This window comes from Advenella mimigardefordensis DPN7, from assembly GCF_000521505.1.
In the GTDB taxonomy this organism is placed as follows: domain Bacteria; phylum Pseudomonadota; class Gammaproteobacteria; order Burkholderiales; family Burkholderiaceae_B; genus Advenella; species Advenella mimigardefordensis.
On record NZ_CP003915.1, the window covers coordinates 19,177 to 37,229 of the forward strand.

An 18,053-nucleotide genomic window follows, 5' to 3' on the forward strand; every position below is an offset into this window, starting at 1 on the left:
CGAAAATCTTCACTAATTATGAGCCCTCACAAAGTTTGCGGGCCTTCGTAATTGTTGAGCGTTTAGGATCATTACTAATCAGTGATGCGTGTCGATAAAAATTGCTCAGGCCAGCTCTAGCGTGAAGCGAGGATGGCTGGCGAAGACCTGACAGATTTGCTCGAAATACGTCGGGCCGTCACCCGCCTCCAGGGCATGCAGAACACCCAGCCAGTGCTGATGGTTGAAGGTTTCAGGGCGGGCTAATTTATCGAGGTAGTGGGCACGCGTCGCGGCGATACCGAGTTTTGTGCGACTGTGTTCGGCATTGAGCCAGAGCAGCTTCACCGGCGCGTTGCCTTGCGCTGCGCCATATCCGCCGTAGAGCATATCGTCCAGGGCATCAAGGCTAACACCTAGTTTCCAGTCTTCCTTCGCCATGAAGACGCGGTTGATCTCAGCGTAGAAACTTTCTATGCTCTGGATGCGGGTTCCGTCAATCGTCAATGTGCGTTCGGGGAAGTTATTTTGAGTCATACGTCGGCGGCTATAAATTGATGCCAGGTTGTTGATTGAAGTGGCGCTATGCTCGCGGATTTCTCCGCGCGCTTTTAAGAAGTATGCGTTTGCCCGCATTGATAATCAGTTCGTCGGCAACATCGATGTAATAACCATCTCTTACATTGACGCTTTTGTTTTTCTGAAGCAACTGCGAATGATTGTTGCCAATACTTTCTGTTTTGTTCTTCTCGATGCTGATCTGCATAGTACCAGAACCATGGGGGGCCGGAGCCTTCCTTACCCAATCCGTATGGTACGCCACCTATATAGACTCTCATATCGGATTATCCTTTATGACATGTTGCGGCTCATTGGCAAAGGTTGATGCGCCATGTTGAACGAGTTTGCGCCCGGACAGTTTACGCAAGGCAACATAGAAAACCGGAGTCAGAAACAGGCCGAACAGGGTGACGCCCAACATCCCCGCGAACACCGTGACGCCGGTCGCTGCACGAATTTCTGCGCCGGCGCCGTGGGAGAACAGCAGCGGAACGGTGCCGGCGATGAAGGCAATGGAGGTCATGATAATCGGGCGCAGACGCAGGTGGCAGGCTTCCAGCGCCGCTTCGATGATGCCGCTGCCCTGCATTTCCAGTTCGCGGGCGAACTCTACGATCAGGATCGCGTTCTTGCATGCCAGGCCCATCAGCACCACCAGGCCGACCTGTACGAATACATTGTTGTCGCCACCGGTCAGCCACACGCCGAACAGCGCGGATAACAGACACATTGGCACGATCAGGATCACGGCCAGCGGGAGCGTCCAGCTCTCGTATAACGCGGCCAGCACCAGGAACACCAGCAGCACGGCTAGCGGGAACACCACTAATGCCGCCTTGCCTTGCGTCGCCTGCTGGTAGCTCAGGTCCGTCCATTCGAATTGCATCCCAGGCGGTAGTATCCTCTGCGCCAATTCGGTAATTTTGCCCATCGCTTCATTCGAAGACAGCACGTGCGGATCAGCGCCGCCGGCCAGGTCGGCGGCCGGATAGCCATTGAAGCGCATCACCGGATCGGGGCCGAAGGTTTGTTTGATCTTCACGACGCTGCCGATCGGCACCATCTCGCCGCGGTCATTGCGGGTGCGCAGGTTGGCGATGTCTTCAACGTCGTCGCGGAACTCGGCGTCAGCCTGTGCGATCACCTGCCAGGTGCGTCCGAACTGGTTAAAGTCATTGACGTAGGCCGACCCGAGATAGGTCTGCAAGGTGTCGAATACACTGGTCAATGGCACACCCTGAGCCTTGGCCTTGACCCGGTCCACTTCTGCGTCAAACTGCGGCACGTTGGCCCGATAGCTGCTGGCCGGATAGGTCATGCCGGGCGTTTGCGAAATCGCGCCTTGCAGCGCCCCCATCACATTTTGCAGTGCGCCGTATCCCATCCCTGCACGATCTTCAACGTACAGGGAATAGCCCGCACCATTGCCAAGCCCCAGGATCGGCGGCGGCAGGATTGAGAACGTGATGCCTTCCTTCAATGCAGAAATCTTCTGGTTGATTTCAGCATTGATTTGCGCGGCACTGCGTTTGCGTTCAGAAAACGGCTTCAGGACAGGGAAAGTCACACCTGTGTTCGGTGAATTCGTGTTCTGCAATGGGTTGAAGCCCGGAAATGTCACCGTATGCGTTACGCCCTCGGTGTGCATGGCGATGTCAACCACCTTTTTGAGCAGCGCGTCGGTGCGTTCGAGCGAGGCGCCTGGTGGCAGGATGACCCCGGTAACAAGATAGCCCTTGTCCTGGTCGGGCACGAAGCCGCCGGGCACCGCCTTGAACATCACACCAGTACCGAGCAAGAGCACTACATACACCAGGAATACCGCGCCACGCTTGCCCAGCACGCGAGACACGGCGCCCTGATAATTCGCTGCACTTTTCTGGAAGAACCGGTTGAACGGACGGAATAGCCAGCCGAACAAGCGATCGATCATACGCGATGGGGCATCTTTGGGCGCATCGTGCGGCTTGAGCAATCGCGCAGCCAGGGCGGGAGACAGGGTCAGAGAATTGACCGCCGAAATCAATGTAGAAATGGCGATGGTGGTGGCGAACTGCTTGTAGAATTCGCCGGTCACCCCGGAGAGGAACGCCATGGGCACGAATACGGCGCACAGCACCAGTGCAATGGCGACGATGGGACCGGATACCTCCGTCATCGCCTGATGCGCGGCGGCCATCGGGGTCAGCCCTTTCTCGATGTTGCGCTCAACGTTCTCGACCACGACGATGGCGTCGTCGACCACGATGCCGATCGCCAGCACCAGTCCGAACAGGCTCAGGGTGTTGATCGTGAAGCCCAACAGGTACAGCCCCGCGAAGGTGCCAACGACCGACACCGGCACCGCGACCAGCGGAATGATAGACGCGCGCCAGGTCTGCAGGAACAGGATAACCACCAGCACGACCAGCAGCACCGCCTCCAGTAGCGTGCTGACGACTGCCTTGATCGAGTCGCGCACAAAAATGGTGGTGTCGTACACCGACGCATAGCTGACGCCGGGTGGGAAGCCCTTCTGGATCTCATCCATCGTGGCGATCACCTGGTTTCGGATGTCCAGCACATTGGCGCCGGGCGTCTGGAATATGCCCAGCGCCACGGTGTTCTTGCCGTCCAGTTGGGAGCGCAAGCTGTAGTCGTTTGCGCCAAGCTCCAGACGGGCTACGTCGCGAAGGCGCACAATCTCGCCGTCGCGACCGCTCTTGAGCACAATATCGCCGAATTCCTCGACGGTGCTCAATCGTCCCTTCGCATTAATCAGGCTTAGAAATTGACTATTGGGCATCGGTTCGGCGCCAATCTGGCCAGCTGACACCTGCACGTTCTGCTCGCGCATTGCCGTGACCACGTCGCTTGCGGTCAGGTTGCGGGCGGCGATCTTTCCAGGATCGAGCCAGGCGCGCATGGCATAGTCGCCGCCGCCAAACACCCCAACGTCGCCGACACCCGGGATCCGCGCAAGCGCGTCCTTGACATGCAAGCGCGCGTAATTGCGCAGATACTGAGAATCATAGCGGCCGTCCGGCGAGACCAGATTAACAACCATCATGAACGTGGGTGACTGCTTTTGTACGGTCACGCCCTGGCGGCGCACGTCTTCGGGCAGACGCGCCTGCGCCTGGGCAACGCGGTTTTGAACACGCACGGTGGCATCGTCAGCGTTCGTGCCAGGGCGAAACGTCACGGTCATCTGCAGCACGCCATCGGAGCCGGCGACCGATTTGAAGTACATCATGCCTTCAACACCGCTGATCGCTTCTTCCAGGGGGGCGGACACGGTTTCGGCAATGACCTTGGGATTGGCGCCCGGATACACGGTGCGCACCACGACAGACGGAGGCACGACGTCAGGGTATTCGTTCGTCGGCAGAATCGGGATCGCAATCAGGCCGGCGGCGAAAATCACGATAGACAGGACCGCAGCGAAGATCGGGCGGTCGATGAAAAACTTTGAAAAATCCATAGCGCCGGGTTCCTCAGTTATTCGCGACGTTGACTGCGATCGGCTGCAATGGCACGGTTTTCGCAGCAACCTGAAGGCCGGGCATGTACACTTTATCCACGCCGTCGACGATCACCTTATCACCAGGGGCGAGGCCGCTTTCGACAATGCGCAGGCCATTGGTTTTGCGGCCAAGCTTGACGTCGCGGCGCTGCGCCTTGCCCTTGTCGTCAACAATCCACACATACTTGCGATCCTGGTCGGTCAACACCGCCTTGTCGTCGATCAGCAGGGCATCGAATTGCCCGCTACCGAGCAGGCGCACGCGTGCAAACAGGCCGGGCGTCAACGCCCCGTCTTTGTTGTCCAGTACGGCACGCATACGAATGGTGCCGGTATTGCTGTCGATCTGGTTGTCAAGAAAGTCGACAGTACCGTGATGCGGGAATCCATCTTCGTCGGACAAGCCGACCTGTACGGGCAACTTGCCGTCCAGATCGCTGCCTCGTCGACCGTTGCGTGCCATTTCTGCGTAGCGCAGGAACGCATTCTCATCGGCGTTGAAATACACGTATACCTTGTCCTGTGAGACCAGTGTGGTCAGTACACTGGCAGCATCATCAGCGCTGACCAGATTGCCTGCCGTCACTTCGGCCCTGCCTGCAATCCCCGAAATCGGTGCGCGCACTTGTGTCCACTCAACGTTCAGAAGCGCAGCACTCACGGCGGCCTCTGCCGCCTGCGCATCCGTTTGTGCGACTGCGGCGGCAGTGCGTCGTTGTTCGTACATCTCGGTAGACACGGCACGCTGAGCGACCAGCATCTTCGCCCGTTTGGCTTCGCTGGCGCTCTGGCTGGCATGCGCCCGGGCGCGCGCCAGTTGGGCTTTGGCCTGTGCCAGGACGGTACGGTAGCGACTTGCATCAATGAGGAACAGGACATCGCCCTGTTGCACCTGGCTGCCTTCGGTGTAGGCGACACGCTCAATGTAGCCGGAGACGCGCGGGCGCAGTTTAACGGTTTCGACAGCATTAATACGGCCGTTGTAGTCGTCCCATAGTCGGACGTTTTGCAGCGCTACCTGGACCACGCTGACGGAGGGGGGTGGCATGGATGCTGTTTGGGGTTGTTCATTGCAACCAGTCAGCATCACGAGTGTCATGGCACTGACAATCCAGGCGGCCCATATTGGTCGTTTGCGATAAGACATAATGGAGGGATACATTGAAGGTACTACTGTTGAAAAGGAAAGGAAAAAATTAAAACAGGAGCGCTGGATCACAACTGCAATTTCGTGTGTCGTTTGGCGCTGAGTGCAGAATTCGTTGCGGTCGGGGCTGGTTAAATGTCAATTGATGACAATATAGTCTTAACCACAAATTTGATAAATAGTGACGAATACGATAGACTGTTGTCCATAAATACAATAATTGCTGCACATTTAATCAAGCCGTTCCAGGGGAGCGGTGCACCTCAGTCTGTTGGTTTACCTAACGTTAAAAGTCACCTGCTATGACGACAAACACATTAATAGATCTACCAGAAATGAGATTATTCGCTGCGGTTGTAACCGATGGCTCCTTTACGGCGGCCGCGGACCGACTCGGCACGGATAAGGCGCGCGTCAGCCGCATCGTTCGACGTATGGAAGAAAAACTCGGCGCGCAGCTTCTTACCCGATCGACACGTCATCTGAGCGTCACCGAGGTCGGGCGCGACTACTTCGAACGCGCCATGTGCATCCTGACTGCCGCCGAGGCAGCTCAGGCTTCGGTAGCGCAACAGTCGCGAGAGCCGAAAGGATTGATCAAAATCACGGCAGGCGCTGAATTCGGGACGATGGTCGTGGACGAATGGATTGCGGCGTTTCTGCGGCAGTCACCGAAGGTGACAGTGGAGGCCGAATACACCAGCCGCCTGGTCGACATCATTCATGAAGGGTTTGATATCGCGATTCGCGTAGGTACGCTTGATGATTCAGGGCTCTCTGCGCGCAAGCTCGGCGATATGGTGTTCGGGCTGTATGCCGCTCCTGATTATTTGAATAGCGCACCGCCGCTATCGACCGTTAGTGATCTGAAGCATCACGATCTGATCATGATAAAAGCGCGTGGCCGCTCGAACTGGAACCTTGTCAATGGATCAGACACAGAGAGGATCACGGCGTCTCCGCGCTGTGCGGTCAATAGTACGATCTCTGCGAGAAACCTCGCGTTTGCAGGACTTGGGATCGCGCAGTTGCCGCGCTTCATGGCTGAACCCTATCTGACCGAAGGCACGTTGCAGAGGGTGCTTCCTGATTGGGCCGATGCTCCCGCTCCTGTTCACGCCGTATTCGCGTCGAGCCGGTATATGGATCCCAAAGTGCGCAGTTTTATTGATCTTATTCTGAGTACCTTTAAGTGCGGTGACTGTAGTTCACAGCGAATGAGGGATCAACCGGTACAGATTGCAGCTTAGCGACGTGCCACTGCAGCCATCGAATGAGCCGATTTGCCGCGCAATGGGCAGGACGTCGCGTTTTGGTTGAAGCGAATCAGGAAAAAATCTGTCACGCTACAGATCGGCAAACAGGCTCCGGCTTTCTCCAGAGCCTGTTTTTATTGGGCGCCGGTTTTCACCGATGGTCGACGATCTTCGCCCGGAAAATGTACGCCGACGCCCGGTATCACTTATATTTGCGCCAGCCCACCGTCAACAAAGACTTCGCTGCCAGTCATAAAGCTGCTCTCGTCTGACGCCAGGAATGAGGCGACAGCGGCGATTTCATCTGGATCTCCAATGCGTCCAAGCGGCGTATCCTGAGCGAAATCAGCCAGCAAACTCTCTTTTTTACCCGAGCTCTCCAGTACATTAAACAGCCCAGGCGTTGCTGTGGAGCCAGGGGAGAGCACATTTACGCGGATCCCCGTTCCCTGCAGGTCCAGCGCCCAGCTTCTGGCAAAGTTACGAATGGCCGCTTTCGACGCGCTGTATACGCTAAATGCCGGCGTGCCCATTGAGCCGGTTGTCGAACCGGTCAGAATAACTGAACCGCCGTGTGTCATGAGCGGAAGCGCTTTTTGCACGGTAAACAGCGTCCCTTTTACATTAACGTTAAACGTATTCTCATACGATGCCTCGGTAATTGTCCCCAGCGGCTGAAGCTCACCCAAGCCCGCATTAGCGAAAAGGATGTCGATTTTCCCTTTCACTTGCCGGATGTGAGAAAAAATACGTTCCAGATCAATCAGATTTGATACGTCGCCCTGAATCGCAAGCGCCTCATGACCTATCAGTGCAAGGGCTTCATCAAGCTGTTTCTGGCGGCGCCCTATGATAACCACCTGCGCGCCTTCCTGGGCAAAGCGCCTGGCCGTAGCCAGACCGATACCGCTATTGCCGCCGGTAATGACCGCGATTTTTCCCGCTAGTTTACTCATCACTCACTCCTGAACAGTAGAAGGTGATAGCATAAACAAAGTTAAACATTTGGTATAGTATGCACCTTTTGGTAAGTACCTGGCGAATGAGAATTTATGCTGAATCAACATTTCAACTGTGGTCTGGAAGCATCGTTGGCGATACTAAGCGGAAAATGGAAACCGCTGGTGCTGTTTCACCTTGCCCATGAAGTACATCGTTACGGGCAGCTGAAGCGCGCCGTGGGAAAAGTAAGCGACAAGGTATTGATTCAACAGCTGAAAGAGCTTCAGCAGGATGGTGTGGTCGAACGCACCGACTACGGCGAAATTCCGCCCAGGGTCGAGTACTCCTTAACCGACTTCGGCCGCTCGCTGGCTCGCGCGTTGGCGCCACTCTGTCAGTGGGGAGAGCAGCATACGGAACAGATTGGAAATATCGTGCGCAACCGGGAGAAGTAGCAGAGCGGCAGAGCGAGTCGCCCCGGGATCGAAAGAATGACTCGTTTCCGGACTCTGATGCGGGTGGCGTGCACGCCGCTATCAGGTACGGCGGCTGGGCAAAGAAGAAAGTCTGTCAACCGTGAGTGATCGACTGGGATTTGCGAACAGCGGACATCTGGCCCGGTTGCTCCGGGAAGTGGGGTCAGAAAAAGAAGTGGTGCAGATTTTCCAGCGGGCTTTTCGATGGTACATCGCGACGGCTGAAAACTGAGTCAATGCTCGTAAGCGTACTATTTACTTCTCACCAGATCCGGGCAGACACCATAAGGGATCCGACGCCATCAGGTTGCTGACCCAGTCTGCAATGGTGCGCACGCGAGCGGAAAGATGCCGGTTGTAGGGATAGACAATCGACATCGGCATGCTGGCCATGCTCCAGTCGGAAAAAATCTCCACAAGCTCGCCAGTATGAAACTGACGATTGACTTCAGCCCGGGGCAGAAATGCCACACCCAGGCCGACTGCTGCGGCTGCGGCTGTTGCCGTGCCGTTGTTAAAGTACATGGCAGGTGGGTGGTCCAGCGTAAAACGCTCGTCCCCGCGAGTCAGTGTCGGCACAAACCGCCTGCCGGTTCCGGGAAACTTGAAACCCAAATGCCTGTGTTGCAATAAATCGGATGGGTGATTAACAGGCGCAGACGATGTCAAATAGGCTGGTGAGGCGCAGAAACAAAATCGCATCTGTCCTATCTTGCGGGAGACAACGTCCTGGTCTGAGACGATGCCACCCCTGATCGCGCAGTCGACGCCTTCTTGCGCTAAATCCACCACACGTTCACCACAGCCAATATCAAGATGCATATCGGGAAAGCGGGCGGTAAACTTGGGCAGTGCCGGAATAATGAGATGAATGCCAACTGGTGAAGGCATTTCAATCGATACGCGGCCACGAACAACGCGATGATTCATTGCTACGGAGGCTTCCAGCTCATCAACATCATCAATCACCGCGCGGGCACGCGTGTAATACGCCGTACCTTCTGTGGTTGGCGAAACCTTGCGGGTGCTGCGATACAGCAGCTTGATCCCTAACAGCTTTTCCAGCGACTGTACCTGGCCCGAGACGGTTGTTGTCGCCAGACCCAGAGACTCGGCCGCTCCTTTAAAGCTGCCGACTTCGACAATTTTGCAGAATGCACGCATTGCTTCTAATCGATCAAGCGCCATGATTGTCCTGTTTCTCGTACAAACAAAACGATTTTACATGGTTTATCCGAAAGTACATATGTAATACAGTAGAGCGGTCACATCATTTATAGAAAAAGCAAGGAATTATGTATGTCCAATCGAATCAACTATTACGCAGCCGCTCCACAAGCCATGAAAGCCATGATGGGGCTGGAGAAAGCGATTTCGCAATCGGTCTTACCCGCAACACTACGTGAACTGGTTCGAATTCGCGCATCGCAGATAAACGGATGTGCCTACTGCATTGATATGCATACCAGCGATGCGCTGAAGGCAGGTGAGCCCCCTCGGCGGCTGATGGCCATCAGCGCCTGGCGGGAAACGCCGTTCTTCGACGCGCGTGAACGCGCGGCTCTTTTGTGGACCGAAACCCTGACGCGTGTTGCCGACAACGGTGCCCCCAACGATGTTTATCAAGAGGTGGCTGCGCAATTTTCTGAACAAGAGCTCTCGGAGCTGACTTTTGTTATTGCAACGATCAATGCATGGAATCGCTTCGGCGTTGGTTTTGCAATGCAGCCTAAATAAATAACCAAATCGGAGTAACCAAGAGATGACTATTCCTCGTACAATTGCCACGCTTGGCCTATTTGCAATCCTGTCCTGCACGGCTCCCGCCTTTGCGCATGGGGGCGATGAAACGGTGACGCCCAATTTTGAACAAACGATCCCTAACCTGCCAGGCAAGTCTTTAATCGCCGTTGAAGTTGATTATCCACCGGGCGGCGCATCGGTGCCGCATGTTCACGCCAAGTCCGGTTTTATTTATGCTTACGTTGTATCGGGTTCGATCGAATCAAAGGTGAACGAGGGTAAGACCAAGGTCTACAAGGCGGGAGAAAGCTGGTCTGAACCGCCGGGGGCACGACATTCGATCAGTCGTAATACCAGCGAAACGGAACCGGCAAAATTGCTGGCTGTCTTTGTTGTTGATACCGACGACAAAGCACTGACAACGCCGATAAAGTAAGCCACGAAACGCTAATGAGCGGCTTGGGTCCAGGAGCGCGTACTCCCTAACCAGTTTCGGCTACTCGCTGGCCCGCGCATTAGCGCCACTCTGCCAATGGGGAGAGCAGCGTACGGAACAGATTGCAAATATCGTGCACAACCGGGAGCGGCCGCAGAGCGACTACTCGTAAGCGGGGGTATTGCTGGCATCACTGAAAAGAAACAGGACGGATGCAACGGGTATGATTTTGGGTATCGACACGAAGCATAATCAACGCCTTTTCATGTTTATATCATCGGCCAGTATGCTGATTCCGTTTTCAATATCTTCTTTAGTGTTGAAATAATGTATCGATATTCGGGTGATAAACTTCGCTCCTCTATCGGATAAAACCAAACGATTACTTTCACCGAACACGGATCCCAATTCCAGCCCCTTTTTTCGCAACCGGTCGATATCGTCCATGCCCGATATTTCCGGGCAACTGAATGTCCATATGCCACTTGTATTGTCGTGCTTCTCGAACAGGGCCGGCAGCCGATGACGCCTGAAAGACTCTTTTAGGTGAAGCCCCAGCACGTCAATTGCACTCTTTATCTTGTCAGCTTCCAGGTCAGCAAGCAGCTCCACAGACTGCTTCAAACCTGCACGCACAGCAGGATTGAACTCATAAGACTCGAACTTTCTGGCATCTTGCGACGTATCAAACTGCAAATCAGAGCCCCAGTGCAGCCCACCTTGGGCGCTGACCCGAAAGGGATTGGACATCTGCGATAGCGCTCGATCCGACACATACAGGACGGCAATACCCTTGGGGCCTCTTAGCCATTTTCTTGCTGGAAAAACCAGTACATCAGCTCCCAGAGATAAGGGATGCACCGGGATCTGCCCGGCAGCCTGCGCAGCATCAACAAATACCAATGTCCGGGGATTCAGCTTGTCTTTCAATTCAGCAATGGGATTGATCACGCCACAGGAGCTGGGGATCAGGGGAACCGCCACGACATCGGCACCATTGGCAGTAGTAGCGAGTTCGACCGGGTCAAAGCTTCCCGCTGCATTATTGTCCGCAAGCCTCAGGCTTACCAATCCGCGTTGCTGCAAAGACATGGCGGAAAGAATATTCATGCCCCATTCATTTCTGACGGCCACCACCGACACAGATCGACGATCAGTTGTTAACGCTTCAAGCGCAAATGCCCACGCCGATGTCGTGGTGTCAGCGAATGCAATATTATGAGGTTGCCCGCCCAACAGGTGAGCTAGACTTTGGCGCAGGGTCTCCATTTCGGGCGTCATTATCCGGATTGCCCGGTTAACGCCCTGGGCAAGTTCCAGATCCAGTGCCGCATGCATGGACGCAATGACTTCGCCTGCTGCCAAGCTGGCGCTGGCGTGATTCAGGTATATTAAATTCTGCACCGACGGCGTATTATGGCGCAACGATTCAAGCCGCTTCCCGCTCAAGCCTGTCATGACTGGCTTCTCTCCACGCAATCCATAGTGACCTTCTCTAAAGTCGCAATAGCGATGTTATAAATAATGTGCTCCCATGACCGTCGAACTGCACGGCTGAAAGGGAATTGTATTACTTACGCCTGATGCCAGGGTGAGTACGATAGAAAGGTTTGCCTATTTTTTTCTTCAATATAATGTGCTTATATGTCACTGCCATTGTTTTACCATTAGTGGTTTTCTGTTGGAGAAATAATGAATAAAGTCTATATTCAACGTGTGGCCTATGGGGATTCTCAGGAGTTAATTGAATTCAATTTAGAAAATAAAAACTACCATCGCCCCTGGGTTTCACCCTTTACAGATCAGGCAGGATTTCAAAGCTGGTTTTCGCGTTGCCTTACGGCTGCCGTTGTTAGCCTTGTAGTAAGAGAAGAGACATCACGAAAAGTAGCTGGGATTATAAATATCAACGAAATAGTAGCGGGGGCGTTACAAAGTGGCTTTCTAGGATTCTATGGGTCGTCAAAAATGGCAGGTCAGGGTTTGATGACTGAAGGTTTGAAACTGGCAATTAAATATGCCTTTGAGCAATTAGGTCTACATCGCTTAGAGGCCAATATTCAACCTGATAATAAGGCGTCCATTGGATTGGTGCGCAGGGCCGGTTTTCAGAAGGAAGGGTTTTCTCCCAAATACCTGTTTATAGATGGCGCCTGGAGAGACCATGAGCGGTGGGCGATCATTGCGGAGAAGTAATTTACGTCGCTCTGCGGTCGCTCGACGATTCTGGCCCGATTAGGCAGGGGCGCCACTGGATATACGTAACGATCGACAACCGTGCCCTTCACTCGCTAAGGCATAAACAAATGCATTAAATATTGTTTGATCTGAAGAAACACGATGTTTTAATGAACGTCACGTTCGCTTCTTTATTTAATCAGTCGAGAACATTACGCCGCCCGTTTTTCAAACACACTTGTGATAATTGAAGACGGGCATTGCCTATCGCGCATACAGGTTCTCGCCACGAAAACACAACATCATTCATAAATGTACAGATACATACTGCGCCTTGCTGTGCTCCTTGCCGCCCTGACTACCCCCCTCTCGTACGCCGACACGGCGATACCGGCGAATACGAAATTGGTCATTGCCGATCAGAACGAAGCGCTCCAAACGTTACTCAAGGCATCGGGAGAACAGGCCAGATTGTCATCCGAAGTCAGCTATGCGAATTTTCTCGGGGGCCCGGCGATCCTGGAAGCCTTTCGGGCTGGTGCACTCGATCTGGCTGTTGTGGGCAACACGCCGCCGATACAGGCGCATGCAGCCGGTGAAAAACTGCCGATCATCGCGGTACGGACAAATTCGGGACCGGACTATCAGTTGGCGGTACGGCCCGGACTGGTGCTCAATAGTCTGAAGGAGCTCAAAGGTCGCAAGATCGCTTATGCAGAGGGCACCGGACGTCAGCCATTTATGTTGTCAGCTCTTAAGCTTGCAGGATTGACCAAAAAAGACGTAACGCTGGTTCCGCTGCGTGCGGGCGATTTCCCAGCGGCCATCCGAGCAGGGCAAGTCGATGTGGCAGCACTCAACGAGCCACATTTCAGCCGCTACCTGCGCGATTTTTCGGCTGAAAAGGCCAGCGCTCTGCCCGAGTCAGCCCATGCAGGTCTGCCCACTAACACATCCTATCTGTATGCCAGCGAGACAGCGCTCAAGGATCCGGCTCGTTATGCGGCGATCCGACAGTTCGTCGCAAGCTGGATAAAGGCGAATGACTGGTCCGTCAAGCATCCGGAGCAATGGGTGCAGGCCTATTACGTGAAAAATCAGAACCTGACGCAGGCTGATGGGCTGGCAATCATCAAGGCCGAGGGCACGACGAACTATCCGCTGCTGTCTGAGTCCATCGGTCCACAGCAGCAACTGATCGATCTGATCTATGACGCTGGCGATCTGCCCGACAAACTTGATGCCCGCGAAGAATTCGATTTACGTTTCGATGACATCATTCGCGATGCAGTGTCCGGTCTCGACGCAGAAAAAAATTGAGGTTATCGACATGAGCACACCATTCGCACACACTGCTGACAAGCAAAGCCCTGTTGCCCGTTGGGTTGATTCAGAAAGCCGCAGTAACGACAGGGCCTCTGTCAGCGTAACGCGATCCCTGCTACCACGCAAACTGGGCACCTGGGGGCTACTTAGTGGCCCCCTCGTCCTGTTGCTGGTGTGGGAACTTGCTTCGCAATCGGGACTATTGAGTCCGCGACAGCTGGCTGCGCCCAGCGCTGCAATAGTTACCGGACTGCGCCTGCTGGCCGATGGGTCACTGGCCGATCATTTCTGGGCGTCCGCCCAGCGGGCGTATATCGGGCTCTTCTCCGGAGTATTGATCGGACTGGCGCTGGCACTCATATCCGGACTCAGTCGCGTAGGAGAAGCCAGCTTCGACGGGGTGGTGCAGATCAAGCGCGCGGTGCCAACCCTGGCCCTGATTCCGCTTGCAATAATGTGGCTGGGCATTGGCGAGGCAATGAAAATCACGCTGATTGCAACCAGTGTGATGGTACCCATCTACATCAACACTCATGCGGCGCTCAAGGGTATTGATATTCGCTACGTAGAGCTCGCTCAGACCTGCGCACTGAGCCGATGGGAATTCATTAGCCGCGTGGCGCTACCAGGCGCACTACCCGGCTTTTTCACCGGCTTGCGACTGGCCGTGACAACCTGCTGGACAGCGCTGGTCGTGCTGGAGCAAATCAACACGACCGAGGGTATCGGCTATGTTATGAACCGGGCGCGAGACTATGGTCAGACTGACGTTATCGTCGTTGGATTACTGATCTATGCTCTCTTGGGGCTGGGGTCGGACACGCTGGTCCGCCTGTGGGAACGCAAGGCCCTGAGCTATCGCAGGGCAATCGGATCATGAATAACGCAACAGTCAAAGTCGAGAATCTGTCCCGCCGCTTTGGCACGCGTGCGGTGCTGGATCGCCTCACCTTCGAGATTCAACCCGGCGAGTTCGTTGCGTTGATCGGTAAAAGTGGCTCGGGTAAAAGCACCCTGCTCAGGGCGCTGGCCCGGTTGGATTCTGATGTGGCAGGCGATGGCCACATCGAAGTTCCTGCCAGTCTTTCCGTGTTATTTCAGGACTCACGCTTATTGCCATGGCATAACGTGTTAAGCAATGTGACGCTCGGCTTGCACGATGCCGATGCGTTGAATCGGGCACGCCAAGCGCTGACAAGTGTTGGATTAGGTGGGCGCGAAGATGCATGGCCAAATTCGTTATCTGGCGGCGAGCAGCAGCGGGCCGCACTGGCTCGTTCGCTGGTTCGGCGGCCCAGGTTGCTGCTCGCCGACGAACCATTTGGTGCACTCGATGCATTGACTCGATTACGTATGCAATCGCTGTTGCTCAATCTGGTGCAGATTCATCGCCCGGCGGTCGTGCTGGTCACGCACGATGTTGAAGAAGCGTTGCTGTTAGCCGATCGCGTACTGCTGATGGACGATGGCCATATTACGTTGGACCGACAGATTGCAATAACCCATCCCCGGCGCAAGAATCGTCAGGCATTCGACGACTTGCGCGACGAACTGCTGGCGGCGCTGGGCGTTACCGAACTGGCCTGAGCGCCGTCTTCTATCTCAAAAAATCGCCATGACTCAAAAAAGCATCCACCTCAATCTATTCGTACACGGTCGCGGTCACCATGAGGCGGGCTGGCGTCACCCGCGTGCCACGCGGCTTGCACTCACAGATATTCGCTACTACGAGTCGCTGGCAAAAAAAGCTGAAGATGGCAAGTTTGATTCGATATTCTTTGCCGACGCATTGGCACTGAATGAGGGCATAGGCCATGTCGCTGGTGGTGCACTTGAACCATTAACCACGGTGGCTGCCATGGCGGCTGCCACCCGGCATATCGGTTTTATTGCCACTGCATCGACGACTTATTACGAACCATTCAATCTCGCGCGCCTGTTCGCTTCTCTCGACCATATTACGAATGGCCGGGTCGGTTGGAATATCGTCACATCCTGGGTCAGGGGGGCCAATCAGAATTTTGGCATTGATACACAGCCGCTACACGAGGATCGCTACGACCGCGCCTATGATTTCGTTGAGGCTGTACTCAAACTATGGGACAGCTGGGCTGAAGATGCTGTCGCCGACGATCCACAGCAGGCGGTTTATGCACGTACTGATCGCATTGCGGCAATCAATCACGCAGGCCGGCACGTTAAGGTTGCCGGGCCGCTGAATATTGCCCGAGGCCCACAAGGACGACCTGTGCTGGTCCAGGCCGGGTCATCGCCAACGGGTATCCGGTTTGCCGCCAGACACGCCGAGGCGGTGTTTACCGCTCATCTGGAAAAGAGCACCGCCGCCGCGTTCTACACCGAACTCAAGGCGGCGGCCAGACAGGCCGGTCGCTCGTCCGATCAGGTTGTCGTGCTGCCAGGCATCAGTCCTGTCATCGGTTCAACGGATGAAGAGGCCTTGCGAACGTGGAACGAACTGAACGAGCTGACCGATCCGCAGGTTGGCCTTACTCGTCTCTCAGACCGATTCGGCGGCTTTGATTTTTCCCATCTCGATCTTGACCGGGTGTTGACGCTCAATGATTTCCCTGATCCGACCACCGTTCAGGCAGCGAAGAGCAGGGCCGTGGTCATTACCGGCCTCGTGGCACGCGAGCGTCTGACCTTGCGTCAGTTGTTGCACAGGCTGGCCGGTGCGCGGGGACACTTTACCCTGGCAGGGACCCCACAACGCATCGCAGACACGATCGAAGACTGGGTCCGCAGCGGTGCTGCCGACGGCTTTAACGTGATGCCACCGGTACTTCCCGGCCATCTGGACGATTTTGTGGAGCACGTTGTACCCCTCTTGCAAAAAAAGGGACTGTTTCGCCGCGAGTACGAGTCATCCACCCTGCGCGGGCATTACGGATTAGACGCGGTACCCAGTCGTTGGACAGAAAACGAGAGGCAAGAGGTGGCGATTGCAGTCTGACGCTTTCAGCTGATTTATCAGAACGTCAAATCGAAAGACTTCTACGAAGAGAACGGCACGGATATCGAGTTCAGAAACCATACCCGATAGCAGACAACACTTTGCATCAGGTTCGCCCGCGCAACATATCTACCGGTACGGACTCTGTGATAACGCCCAATATTGAAGCAGAACGGGCTGCACAATAACCGAGGTGACGGTGTTCGTATGAATGGTGTGCTTGCCGAGACAAATAGCGGACATAATATCAGGCAGGCAAAAGTGGACGTGGAAGGCGAAATTAACAAGAGCCTGTCTGTCAAAGCAGAGGCCTTCCATAATCAGGGTAGCTCGAAGTATCGGGAAACAGGAGATAGTCAGGCTATCCGGTACCGATATTAATATCGGTAATTTGCGCGTATTTCATGTGGCAAATCGTGTCTCGTACTGCGATACACGATTGCGCTTCCCGAAACAAATCCATATTATCCCAAGCTAAGAAAGACAGGGCGTATCGCCCTGTCAAAAAATTACGAGGGAGATATGAAGAGAATCGTTTCGGGTGCGCTGCTGTTTGCGCTCAGTATGGCTGTTCATGCCAGTGATAACACGGTCGATTATCCAGCCAAGCCGGTGCGCATTGTGGTCGGCTTTACACCGGGTGGGCCCACCGATGTCGTTGGCCGTGCATTCGCCAATTTCGTTGGCAAACATACCGGAAAAGACCTTATTGTAGAAAACAAGCCGGGGGCGAATTCAACCATTGCTACACGCTATGTTAGCCAGGCCAAGCCAGATGGCTATACTCTGCTAGGTGCAGCGACCAACCATACAATGATTCCGATCCTGTACGGTGACAAGGTGCAATTTGATGCGGTTAAGTCGTTCACACCCATTTGCACCATTGCCAAAAGCCCGACGGTTCTGGTGGTTGGCCCCTCTGTCAAAGCGGGTACGTTTGCCGAGCTGCTTGAGCAGATCAAAAAAGAGCCAGGCAAGTTTACGGCCGCAAATTCTGGCGTTGGCAGTTCGGTACATTTCGCCACTGCCTTATTCGAGAAAATTGCCAATATTAAAGTCAATCATGTGCCCTTCAATGGCTCGTCTGCAAGTGTGAATGCGCTGATGGGAAGCCAGGTAGATATGTCATTTGCAACATTGGGCTCCGTTCTTCCACAAGTGGGATCCGGGCGTCTGCGAATTCTGGCCGTAGCAGCCGGCACGCGCCTCAAGTCACTGCCTGATGTGCCGACTTTCGAAGAACAGGGGATCAAGGGGTACGCCGCCGATGCCTGGTATGGATTCATGGCACCGGCGGGAACGCCGGACAGCACAATAAAAATACTTGAGGGATACGTGAAAGATTACGAGGCGAACTCAGACGCGCAAAAAGTGCTGGCTACCCAGGGATTGGAGCCTGATGCTACCTGCGGCGCGGATTTTGCCGCGCAGATCAAAAGAGAAGTGGCAACCTACGGCGAACTGGCGAAGCAGATCGAGTTGGCTCAGTGACTGGTGGCCAATGCTCTTATTCGGAGGCGCGGCCGGTAT

Annotated in this window: 16 protein-coding genes and 1 pseudogene; 11 read left to right on the forward strand and 6 right to left on the reverse strand. The window is 54.7% G+C overall.

The genetic code is table 11. The features are described from left to right. Positions 1–105: 105 nt before the first annotated feature. The 3 genes from MIM_RS00080 to MIM_RS00095 all read right to left on the reverse strand — a co-directional run bounded on the left by MIM_RS00080 (position 106) and on the right by MIM_RS00095 (position 5,192). A complete protein-coding gene (locus tag MIM_RS00080; RefSeq protein ID WP_025370712.1) occupies positions 106–516 on the reverse strand; it encodes a barstar family protein in 411 nt (136 codons plus the stop codon). 298 nt (positions 517–814) lie between these two features. Beyond that, complete coding sequence (locus tag MIM_RS00090; RefSeq protein WP_025370714.1) at positions 815–4,003, reverse strand: efflux RND transporter permease subunit; 3,189 nt, start codon at positions 4,001–4,003, stop codon at positions 815–817. A 13-nt stretch (positions 4,004–4,016) separates the two neighbouring features. Next, complete coding sequence (locus MIM_RS00095; protein ID WP_042069755.1) at positions 4,017–5,192, reverse strand: efflux RND transporter periplasmic adaptor subunit; 1,176 nt, start codon at positions 5,190–5,192, stop codon at positions 4,017–4,019. A 335-nt stretch (positions 5,193–5,527) separates the two neighbouring features. On the opposite strand from MIM_RS00095, the gene MIM_RS00100 reads away from it, so the two are divergent. Continuing rightward, a complete protein-coding gene (locus MIM_RS00100; RefSeq protein WP_025370716.1) occupies positions 5,528–6,442 on the forward strand; it encodes a LysR family transcriptional regulator in 915 nt (304 codons plus the stop codon). A gap of 212 nt (positions 6,443–6,654) precedes the next feature. Here MIM_RS00100 and MIM_RS00105 read toward each other — a convergent pair whose 3' ends face one another. Further along, positions 6,655–7,404, reverse strand: a complete 750-nt coding sequence (locus tag MIM_RS00105; RefSeq protein ID WP_025370717.1) for an SDR family NAD(P)-dependent oxidoreductase — start codon at positions 7,402–7,404, stop codon at positions 6,655–6,657. Between the two features lie 96 nt (positions 7,405–7,500). Between MIM_RS00105 and MIM_RS00110 the strand changes: the two genes are divergently transcribed. Beyond that, positions 7,501–7,845, forward strand: a complete 345-nt coding sequence (locus MIM_RS00110; protein ID WP_025370718.1) for a winged helix-turn-helix transcriptional regulator — start codon at positions 7,501–7,503, stop codon at positions 7,843–7,845. A gap of 276 nt (positions 7,846–8,121) precedes the next feature. Here MIM_RS00110 and MIM_RS00115 read toward each other — a convergent pair whose 3' ends face one another. Further along, on the reverse strand, positions 8,122–9,054 hold the full coding sequence (locus MIM_RS00115) for a LysR family transcriptional regulator (protein WP_025370719.1): 933 nt from the start codon (positions 9,052–9,054) through the stop codon (positions 8,122–8,124). Positions 9,055–9,165: 111 nt separating this feature from the next. On the opposite strand from MIM_RS00115, the gene MIM_RS00120 reads away from it, so the two are divergent. The 3 genes and pseudogenes from MIM_RS00120 to MIM_RS23625 form a co-directional block, all read left to right on the forward strand. Further along, entirely contained in the window at positions 9,166–9,603 is a 438-nt protein-coding gene (locus tag MIM_RS00120) for a carboxymuconolactone decarboxylase family protein (protein WP_025370720.1), read from the forward strand. 25 nt (positions 9,604–9,628) lie between these two features. Further along, entirely contained in the window at positions 9,629–10,045 is a 417-nt protein-coding gene (locus MIM_RS00125; protein WP_025370721.1) for a cupin domain-containing protein, read from the forward strand. A 16-nt stretch (positions 10,046–10,061) separates the two neighbouring features. Next, positions 10,062–10,217, forward strand: a pseudogene (locus MIM_RS23625) (winged helix-turn-helix transcriptional regulator); the annotation flags it as partial. A gap of 80 nt (positions 10,218–10,297) precedes the next feature. On the opposite strand, the gene MIM_RS00130 reads toward MIM_RS23625, so the two are convergent. Continuing rightward, on the reverse strand, positions 10,298–11,503 hold the full coding sequence (locus MIM_RS00130; RefSeq protein WP_025370722.1) for an aminotransferase class V-fold PLP-dependent enzyme: 1,206 nt from the start codon (positions 11,501–11,503) through the stop codon (positions 10,298–10,300). 234 nt (positions 11,504–11,737) lie between these two features. Between MIM_RS00130 and MIM_RS00135 the strand changes: the two genes are divergently transcribed. The 6 genes from MIM_RS00135 to MIM_RS00160 all read left to right on the forward strand — a co-directional run bounded on the left by MIM_RS00135 (position 11,738) and on the right by MIM_RS00160 (position 18,014). After that, positions 11,738–12,241, forward strand: a complete 504-nt coding sequence (locus MIM_RS00135) for a GNAT family N-acetyltransferase (protein WP_025370723.1) — start codon at positions 11,738–11,740, stop codon at positions 12,239–12,241. A 294-nt stretch (positions 12,242–12,535) separates the two neighbouring features. After that, positions 12,536–13,543, forward strand: a complete 1,008-nt coding sequence (locus MIM_RS00140; RefSeq protein ID WP_025370724.1) for an ABC transporter substrate-binding protein — start codon at positions 12,536–12,538, stop codon at positions 13,541–13,543. Between the two features lie 10 nt (positions 13,544–13,553). After that, positions 13,554–14,429, forward strand: a complete 876-nt coding sequence (locus MIM_RS00145; RefSeq protein WP_025370725.1) for an ABC transporter permease — start codon at positions 13,554–13,556, stop codon at positions 14,427–14,429. Then, positions 14,426–15,136: an ABC transporter ATP-binding protein gene (locus MIM_RS00150; RefSeq protein ID WP_025370726.1), complete on the forward strand. Its 711-nt coding sequence runs from the start codon at positions 14,426–14,428 to the stop codon at positions 15,134–15,136. Before MIM_RS00145 ends, MIM_RS00150 begins: the two co-directional genes overlap by 4 nt. 28 nt (positions 15,137–15,164) lie before the next feature. After that, positions 15,165–16,523, forward strand: coding sequence for an LLM class flavin-dependent oxidoreductase (locus MIM_RS00155; RefSeq protein WP_025370727.1), 1,359 nt, complete (start codon positions 15,165–15,167; stop codon positions 16,521–16,523). Positions 16,524–17,045: 522 nt separating this feature from the next. Further along, positions 17,046–18,014 (forward strand): Bug family tripartite tricarboxylate transporter substrate binding protein, encoded by a 969-nt coding sequence (locus MIM_RS00160; protein WP_052342252.1) that lies wholly within the window; start codon positions 17,046–17,048, stop codon positions 18,012–18,014. Positions 18,015–18,053 lie beyond the last annotated feature (39 nt).